The sequence below is a fragment of the Mesorhizobium sp. M4B.F.Ca.ET.089.01.1.1 genome (assembly GCF_004022605.1).
GTDB lineage: Bacteria > Pseudomonadota > Alphaproteobacteria > Rhizobiales > Rhizobiaceae > Mesorhizobium > Mesorhizobium abyssinicae.
On record NZ_RZOS01001562.1, the window covers coordinates 1 to 396 of the forward strand.

1 pseudogene is annotated in these 396 nt (G+C 57.6%); it reads right to left on the reverse strand.

Features of this window, described 5'->3' with window-relative positions:
• Window positions 1-379: pseudogene (locus EN780_RS38295) on the reverse strand (integrase); the annotation flags it as partial.
• Between the last annotated feature and the right edge of the window lie 17 nt (window positions 380-396).

Below are 396 nucleotides of genomic sequence, written 5' to 3' on the forward strand. Positions count from 1 at the left end.
CAATATGGATACGTCTAAGGTTCTTAACCGCTACATCCCGCCAGATGAGTGGGTGATCAGGGACCACTCGCAGTTCTAGAAATTCTTCGATCAGCCGCGAGTTCTTGCGCTTGCTGGCTTCATCAAGCGCCAACCACTTGACCGAGATCTTCAACCGTTGAAAGGCCGCTCCAAACGTGCCGGGCAGAGCGGCTCCAGGCATACGGACGACGGGAGCCTTGGGGACTTTCCGGCCCTCGACCGCTGCTTGGTAGGCCTCCTTGAAACCCGCTTGATTGGGGGCCGGCAGACTAAGCACACGCTCCTTCGTCCGATAGCGCCAGCGAACTTTGCCATGGCGGTCGGTGTAGGAGGAGAGGCCGGGATGTTTGTCGGTCATGGCAGATGAATCTATTC